The 7,959-nt window shown below is 72.4% G+C and carries 6 protein-coding genes; 4 read left to right on the top strand and 2 right to left on the bottom strand.

All coding sequences use genetic code 11. The annotated features are described in order from the left end of the window. Window positions 1-189 precede the first annotated feature (189 nt). Entirely contained in the window at window positions 190-1,488 is a 1,299-nt protein-coding gene (locus ACIGJO_RS13980) for a DUF6986 family protein (protein WP_399956908.1), read from the top strand. A 72-nt stretch (window positions 1,489-1,560) separates the two neighbouring features. Here ACIGJO_RS13980 and ACIGJO_RS13975 read toward each other — a convergent pair whose 3' ends face one another. After that, the gene (locus tag ACIGJO_RS13975; RefSeq protein ID WP_399956985.1) at window positions 1,561-2,589 is read right to left on the bottom strand and encodes a LacI family DNA-binding transcriptional regulator; all 1,029 of its coding nucleotides are present in this window, start codon (window positions 2,587-2,589) and stop codon (window positions 1,561-1,563) included. 194 nt (window positions 2,590-2,783) lie between these two features. On the opposite strand from ACIGJO_RS13975, the gene ACIGJO_RS13970 reads away from it, so the two are divergent. Continuing rightward, on the top strand, window positions 2,784-3,731 hold the full coding sequence (locus tag ACIGJO_RS13970; protein WP_399956905.1) for an ROK family protein: 948 nt from the start codon (window positions 2,784-2,786) through the stop codon (window positions 3,729-3,731). A gap of 311 nt (window positions 3,732-4,042) precedes the next feature. Further along, window positions 4,043-5,080, top strand: a complete 1,038-nt coding sequence (locus ACIGJO_RS13965) for an NUDIX domain-containing protein (RefSeq protein ID WP_399956903.1) — start codon at window positions 4,043-4,045, stop codon at window positions 5,078-5,080. 69 nt (window positions 5,081-5,149) lie between these two features. Here the strand turns inward: ACIGJO_RS13965 and ACIGJO_RS13960 are convergent, their stop codons facing one another. Further along, the gene (locus ACIGJO_RS13960) at window positions 5,150-6,514 is read right to left on the bottom strand and encodes a dipeptidase (RefSeq protein ID WP_399956900.1); all 1,365 of its coding nucleotides are present in this window, start codon (window positions 6,512-6,514) and stop codon (window positions 5,150-5,152) included. Between the two features lie 194 nt (window positions 6,515-6,708). On the opposite strand from ACIGJO_RS13960, the gene ACIGJO_RS13955 reads away from it, so the two are divergent. Then, window positions 6,709-7,959: a geranylgeranyl reductase family protein gene (locus tag ACIGJO_RS13955; protein WP_399956897.1), complete on the top strand. Its 1,251-nt coding sequence runs from the start codon at window positions 6,709-6,711 to the stop codon at window positions 7,957-7,959.

The following is a 7,959-nucleotide window of genomic DNA, read 5'->3' as shown; positions in this document are numbered from 1 at the left end:
GGCACCACACACAGCACCACAACAGCACCACCCACAGCACCACCCCGGCCGGGGCCGCACGGTGACACCCACCGCGCGGCCCCGACCCATTCCCGACACCATTGACGCAGGTTCTACGGCCTTATAACTTCACTATGCGGATTCTTGATTCCGTGAAGCGGAAGATGCGAGAGTGTGGAGGGTACGGGAATGGGTCAGCAGGAGCAGGTGGCAACGAGCCTCGCCGGTACGGTCAGCGAGGCCATCAGCGCCTCCCTCACGGCGGTGGACGCGGAACTCGCCCGCCGCTATCCGGGGGACCCCGGTACCCGCCAGCCCGTGCACACCGTCTACGTCCCCGCCGACGTGTTCACCGCGGGCACCATCCGCTCCTGGGGCGGCCGGGCGCTGGCGGCCCTCGACACCCACGCTCCCGACGCCCCCTCCTTCGCCGCCGTCCTCGGCATTCCCGAGGAACTGGCCGGGCCCGTCCACGACCGCGTACGCGCCAAGCTGGAGCGCGAGCCCGTGGAGGACCTGCGCATCGACTTCGAGGACGGCTACGGTCCGCGCTCCGACGCCGAGGAGGACGAGGCCGCGGCCCGCGCCGCACAGCTCGTCTCGCAGGCGTACGCGGACGGCACCGCGGCCCCGTACACGGGCATCCGGATGAAGTGCATGGAGGCCGCCGTACGGGACCGCGGAATCCGTACCACGGACGTGTTCCTCACCGGACTGATGCGGGCCGGCGGGCTCCCCGACGGGCTCGTGCTGACGCTGCCGAAGGTGACGTACCCGGAACAGGTCACCGCGTTCGTCCACCTCCTCGAAGCCTTCGAGGAGGCCCATGGCCTCGACGCCGGCCGGCTCGGGTTCGAGATCCAGATCGAGACCAGTCAGTCGATCCTCGCCTCCGACGGCACGGCGGCCGTGGCCCGCATGATCGACGCCGCTCAGGGCCGGGCGACCGGTCTGCACTACGGCACCTTCGACTACAGCGCCTGCGTCGGCGTCAGCGCCGCGTACCAGGCCAGTGACCACCCGGCCGCCGACCACGCCAAGGCCGTCATGCAGGTCGCCGCCGCGGGCACCGGTGTGCGCGTCTGCGACGGCTCCACCAACGTTTTGCCCGTCGGGCCCACCTCTCAGGTCCACGACGCCTGGCGGCTCCACTACGGACTCACCCGCCGCGCCCTGGCCCGCGCCTACTACCAGGGCTGGGACATGCACCCGGGGCATCTGCCCACCCGTTACGCGGCCGTCTACACCTTCTACCGCGAGGGCCTGGAACAGGCGGCGGCCCGTCTCGCCGCGTACGTCGCCAGGGCGGGCGGTGACGTCATGGACGAACCGGCCACCGCCAAGGCGCTCAGCGGCTACCTGCTGCGCGGCATCGACTGCGGCGCCCTGGACACCGCCGAGGTCACCCGGCTCACCGGTCTCGCCCGCGCGGACCTCGACGCCTTCGCCTCGCCGCGCCGGGGCGGGCTGACGGTCACCGCGCCCTGAGGGCTGTCCCGCAGGCGTCTTCCGGAAGGGTGCCGGACGGCGCCGGGCGGCGGCCGGTGGTGCCGGGCGGCCTCAGGCGGGCGGGAGTTCGCCGGAGCCGCGGGCGATGAGCGTCGTCGGGAGCTCCACCCGGACCGGGGCGTGGTCGACGCCGTCCAGACGGCGGAACAGATGCTCGGCGGCGGTGCGGCCCACCGCCGCCGCGTCCTGCGAGATGACGGTGATGCCGAGCAGATCGGCCAGCTCGATGTCGTCGAAGCCGACCAGGGCCACGGGGCGTTCCCGCTCCGCCAGGACGCGTACCGCGGTCACCGTCACCCGGTTGTTGCCCGCGAACAGCGCGGTGACCGGTTCCGGTCCGGCGAGCATCCTCTCGGCCGCCGCCCGGACCCGCCCGGGGTCGGTGGAGCCGAGCGAGACCCAGCCGTCCCCGACCTCGATGCCCGCGTCCGCCATCGCCGCGTGGTAACCGCGCAGCCGCTCGGTGGCCGTGTGGATACGGGGCTGGTCGCCGATGAAGCCGATCCTCCGGTGGCCGTGCGCGATCAGATGGGCGACGCCTTCGCGGGAGCCGCCGAAGCTGTCCGAGAGGACCATGTCGGCGTTGATCCGGCCCGCCGGGCGGTCCACGAAGACCGTGGCGATGCCCGCCTTCATCTCCGGCTCCAGATAGCGGTGGTCATCGCCCGCGGGGATCACGATCAGTCCGTCCACCCGGCGGGCGCACAGCGCGAGGACGAGTTCCTGCTCGCGCTCGGGGTCCTCGGCGCTCGAACCGTTGATCAGGAGCGCGCCGTGTGCGCGGGCCACCTCCTCCACCGCGCGGCTCAGCGGGCCGTAGAAGGGGTCGGCGAGGTCTTCCAGGACCAGGCCGATGGAGGCGGTGCGTCCCTTGCGCAGCACGCGCGCGCTGTCGTTGCGGCGGAAGCCGAGGGCGTCGATCGCCTCCTGGACCCGGCGTTCGGTGTCGGGGGTGACACCCGGCTCACTGTTCACCACCCGCGAGACCGTCTTGAGGCCCACTCCGGCGCGGGCCGCCACGTCCTTCATGGTCGGCCGGTTGCCGTAGCGGGGCTCGGAGTGACGGGTGGTCTCGGCCACGTGCGCTGTCCTGTCGTCGATGAGGTCGGGTCCGGCGGGTCCGGGCGGTCCCGTGAACGGTGCCGGGAAGAGCCGGAAGGCTGTGGCGTCGAGCATAGGCCCTGGACAACGTTGTCAGAAGAATGGAGACTGTGCGGACCATCGACTGAACCCGCAGGTCCCGCCCCTTCACTTCACCCGGAGAGCCCACACCGATGCATACCGACCTCGTCGCCGCGCTCGACATCGGAGGCACCAAGATCGCCGGTGCGCTGGTGGACGGCGGCGGAACCCTTCTCGTACGGGCGCAACGGCCGACGCCCGCCCGGCAGGACGCCGGGACGGTGATGGATGCCGTCGGCGAGGTGCTGTCCGAACTGATGGCGTCGCCGCTGTGGAGCAGGGCGGCCTCCGTCGGCATCGGCAGCGCGGGTCCCGTGGATGCCTCGGCCGGTACGGTGAGCCCGGTCAACGTCCCGTGCTGGCGGGACTTTCCGCTGGTGGAGCGGGTGCACAGGGCGACGGGGGGACTGGCCGTCACACTCGTGGGCGACGGGGTGGCGATGACGGCGGCCGAGCACTGGCTCGGTGCGGCGCGCGGCTACGACAACGCGCTCTGCCTCGTCGTGTCCACAGGCGTCGGCGGTGGTCTGGTCCTCGGCGGCAGACTGCACCCGGGCCCCACCGGCAACGCCGGTCACATCGGTCACCTCAGCGTGGACCTGGACGGCGACCCGTGCCCGTGCGGCTCCCGCGGCTGCGTCGAACGCCTCGCCAGCGGGCCGAACATCGCCCGCCGGGCCCTGGAGAGCGGCTGGAGCCCGGGACCGGACGGTGATGCCACGGCCGCCGCCGTGGCCGCTGCCGCCCGTGCCGGGGACCCGGTCGCCATCGCCTCGTACGAACGGGCGGCCCAGGCGCTGGCCGCCGGGATCGCCGCGACCGCCACGCTCGTCGAGATCGGGATCGCGGTGATCGGCGGAGGCGTGGCCGGTGCGGGAGACGTGCTCTTCGCACCGCTGCGCCGGTCCCTGCGCGACTACGCCACCCTCTCGTTCGTCCGTCAGCTCGTGGTGGCGCCCGCCGTGATGGGTACGGACGCGGGGCTGGTGGGAGCGGCGGCCGCCGCCGCGACGGCGGCGCGGCGGCCGACGGCCCCCTGACTTCCAGGGGGTGCCCGGTTCGTCAGGCCGGACACCCCCTGGACGATTCCCGGCGGCACCGCGGGCGGCCGGCGGGTCGTCTCCGGCGGGGCCCGTCCCCGGCGCCGGCCCCGGTCTTCCGCCCATGGCCACGGGCCCCGACGGCGCCCGGCCGCCCGCCGCTACGGCGCCCGGGGAGCCGGGCCTCGTACAGTGGTATGCCCGGCGACGGGCATCCGGCCGCCAGGTCCCGGCAACGGCATCGCCACATCGGGGTTTCCGCAGCAGGGTGTTGCGGGCAAGCCACAGGGGGCTACGGAAGAGGGGGAACCGTGATCGTCTGGGTCAACGGTGCGTTCAGTGCGGGCAAGACGAGCGCCGCGTGCGAACTGATCGATCTGATCCCGAACAGCACGTTGTACGACCCCGAGCTGACCGGCGCCGGGCTGCGCGGCCTGCTGCCCCAGAAGAAGCTGGCCGAGGTGAGCGACTTCCAGGACCTGCCGATCTGGCGGCGGCTGGTGGTGGACACGGCGGCCGCGTTGCTCGCCGAGGTGCCAGGGGTGCTCGTGGTGCCGATGACGCTCCTGCGTCAGGAGTACCGCGACGAGATCTTCGGCGGGTTCGCCTCCCGGCGCATTCCCGTGTGCCATGTACTGCTCTCACCTGAGGAAACGATCCTGCGAAGCCGGATCGCGGACCGGGAGGTGGTGCCGGCCGACCCCGAGCACAGCGAACGCGTCCGACGGTGGGCGTACGAGCACATCGATCCCTATCTGGCGGCCCTCGACTGGATCGCGGCGGACGCCCACGCGATCGACACCAGCGCGCTCACCCCGTACGAGACGGCCGAGCGGATCGCCGAGGCGGTACGCACCGGGGCGGCCGGGGCGTGCGAGATCGTCCAGACCCCCGATCCGACCGCGGAGACCGTCGCGTCCGGAGTCCTGCTCTTCGACGAACAGGACCGTGTCCTGCTCGTCGATCCCACCTACAAGCCGGGCTGGGAGTTCCCCGGCGGAGTGGTGGAGGCGGGGGAGGCTCCGGCGCGGGCGGGGATGCGGGAGGTCGCGGAGGAGATAGGGATCCGGCTGGACCGGGTGCCGAAGCTCCTGGTGGTCGACTGGGAGTCGCCGAAGCCGCCCGGCTACGGGGGGCTGCGCTTCCTCTTCGACGGCGGCCTGCTGCGCGGTGAGGACGCCGAGCATCTGCTGCTTCCGGGGTCGGAGCTGCGAGGCTGGCGGTTCGTCACCGAGGCGGAGGCGGCGACGATGCTGCCGCCCACCCGCTACGAGCGGCTGCGCTGGGCGCTGCGGGCGCGCGAACGGTCGGTCGTGCTCAATCTGGAGGCCGGCGTGCCGGTGGGCTGAGGGGCCGGTGGGCCGAGGGGCCGGGGCGCGGTGAGCGCACCCCGGCCCCTCGGCCGGACACGAAGGGCCCTAACTCTTCTTGGACTCCGCGTAGTTGCGCAGGAACAGCGCCTCGGCCACCGAGAGGCGTTCCAGTTCCTCCGGCGACACACTCTCGTTCACCGCGTGGATCTGGGCCTCGGGCTCACTGAGACCGATCAGCAGGATCTCCGCCTCCGGGTACAGGCCCGCGAGCGTGTTGCACAGCGGGATCGAGCCGCCCATGCCGGATGACTGCATCTCCTCGCCCGGGTACGCGACCCGCATGGCATCGGCCATCGAGGTGTACGCCGGGCTCGTGATGTCGGCGCGGAACGGCTGGCCCTGGCCCACCCGCTCCACCGAGACCCTCGCTCCCCAGGGGGCGTGGGACTCCAGATGGGCGGTCAGCAGCTTCGTCGCCTCGGCGGCGTCCTGGCCGGGCGGCACCCGCAGGCTCACCTGCGCGCGGGCGCTCGCCTGCAGGGACGGCGTGGCACCGACCACCGGCGGGCAGTCGATGCCGATGACCGTGACGGCGGGACGCGCCCAGATCCGGTCCGCGACACTCCCCGTACCGATCAGTTCCACACCGTCCAGGACCTTCGCGTCCTTGCGGAACTCCGCCTCCGGGTACTGCAGCCCCTCCCACTCCGTGTCCGTGGTGAGACCGTCGACCGTCGTCGTGCCGTCCTCGGCGCGCAGCGAGGCCAGCAGCTGGATCATGGCCGCCAGCGCGTCCGGGGCCGCCCCGCCGAACTGCCCCGAGTGCAGGTTCCCTTCGAGCGTGTCGAGCGTCACCCGCAGCATCGTCATCCCGCGCAGCGTCGCGGTGACGGTCGGCAGCCCGACACGGAAGTTACCGGTGTCGCCGATGACGATCGTGTCGGCGGCCAGCAGTTCGGGGTGCGCCTCCGCGTACCGCTCCAGGCCGCCGGTGCCCTGCTCCTCCGAACCCTCGGCGATCACCTTCACGGAGACCGGCACGCCGCCGTTGGCCTTCAGCGCACGCAGCGCGAGCAGGTGCATGATGAACCCGCCCTTGCAGTCGGCCGCGCCCCGGCCGAACCAGCGGCCGTCGCGCTCCGTCAGCTCGAACGGCGGGGAGAGCCAGGCGGACTCGTCCAGCGGCGGCTGCACGTCGTAGTGCGCGTAGAGCAGCACGGTCGGCGCACCGGCCGGGCCGGGCAGGAAGCCGTAGACGGACTGGGTTCCGTCGGGGGTGTCGAGCAGGGCGACGTCCTGGAAGTCCTCGGCGCGCAGTGCCGAGGCGACCCATTCGGCCGCCCCTTCGCACTCGCTCTTCGGGAACTGGGCGGGGTCCGCCACCGACCGGAACGCCACCAGCTCGGCCAGCTCCGCCCTGGCGCGGGGCATCAGCGAGGCGACGGTCTCGGAAATCGGACGGGCGGTCATGGGCACGCTCCTCGTGGGTGCGACGTTATGAAGACGGCGCGTTGTGTACGCGACCGTGGGCGACGCCTTTTGTCCGGCGTTGTTCGTACGACGAAATCATGGCCGATCCTCCCACAGAGGGGCTTGGCCGAATCGCGCCGTAGGATGCCGTGAGCAGCTTGGGGCCACTGGTTGATCGGGAGCAGAAGCACATCGTGAGCAGCGAGAACGCAGACGCCGGACGTGAGTCGGAAGAGCCGTCCATTTCGGAGGAATCGTCCGTTCCGGAGGAGTCGTCCGTGTGGGACGTCGTCGTGGTCGGCGCGGGTCCGGCCGGAGCATCGGCGGCATACGCGGCCGCTGTCGCGGGCCGACGGGTGCTGCTGCTGGAGAAGGCGGAACTGCCCCGCTACAAGACGTGCGGCGGCGGAATCATCGGGTACTCCCGCGATTCGCTGCCCCCGGGCTTCGAACTGCCCCTCAGGGACCGCATCCACGCGGTGACGTTCTCGCTCAACGGGAAGCTGTCACGTACACGTCGGTCCAAGCGCATGCTCTTCGGGCTCATCAACCGCTCCGAGTTCGACGCGGGTCTGGTCGAGGAGGCGCAGAAGGCCGGCGCCGAACTGCGCACCGGAGTCGCGGTGGCGCGGGTGGAGCAGCACGGTCCCGCCGTCCCCGACCGGCGCACCGTCGCCGTGGTGCTCTCCGGGGGCGAGACCGTTCTCGCGCGGGCCGTCGTCGGCGCGGACGGCAGCGCGGGCCGGATAGGAGCTCATGTCGGGGTCAAGCTCGACCAGGTGGACCTCGGGCTGGAGGCGGAGATCCCCGTCCCGGCGACGGTGGCGGAGGACTGGGCGGGGCGGGTGCTCATCGACTGGGGCCCGCTGCCCGGGAGTTACGGCTGGGTGTTCCCCAAGGGCGACACCCTGACCGTCGGGGTGATCTCGGCGCGCGGTGACGGTGCGGGGACCAAGCGGTATCTGGAGGACTTCATCGCCCGGCTCGGTCTCGCCGGGTTCGAGCCGAAGATCTCCTCCGGCCATCTGACCCGCTGCCGCAGCGACGACTCCCCGCTCTCGCGCGGCCGGGTCGTGGTGTGCGGCGACGCGGCGGGGCTGCTGGAGCCGTGGACGCGCGAGGGCATCTCCTTCGCGCTGCGCTCCGGACGGCTCGCCGGTGAGTGGGCGGTGCGGATCGCCGAGTCCCACGACGCGGTGGACGCCCGCAGGCAGGCCCTCAACTACGCCTTCGCCATCAAGGCGGGGCTGGGCGTGGAGATGGGCGTCGGGCGGCGCATGCTGAGGCTGTTCGAGCGCCGCCCCGGACTGCTGCACGCGGTGCTGACCGGCTTCCGGCCCGCCTGGAACGCGTTCGCCGGAATCACCCGGGGCACCACGTCCCTGGCCGAGCTCGTCCGGACGCACCCGCTGGCGCAGCGCGCGCTGAGCGCGATGGACCGGTAG

Source organism: Streptomyces sp. NPDC079020, from assembly GCF_044542225.1.
Lineage (GTDB): Bacteria > Actinomycetota > Actinomycetes > Streptomycetales > Streptomycetaceae > Streptomyces.
This window is presented reverse-complemented; position numbering and strand designations above follow the sequence as displayed.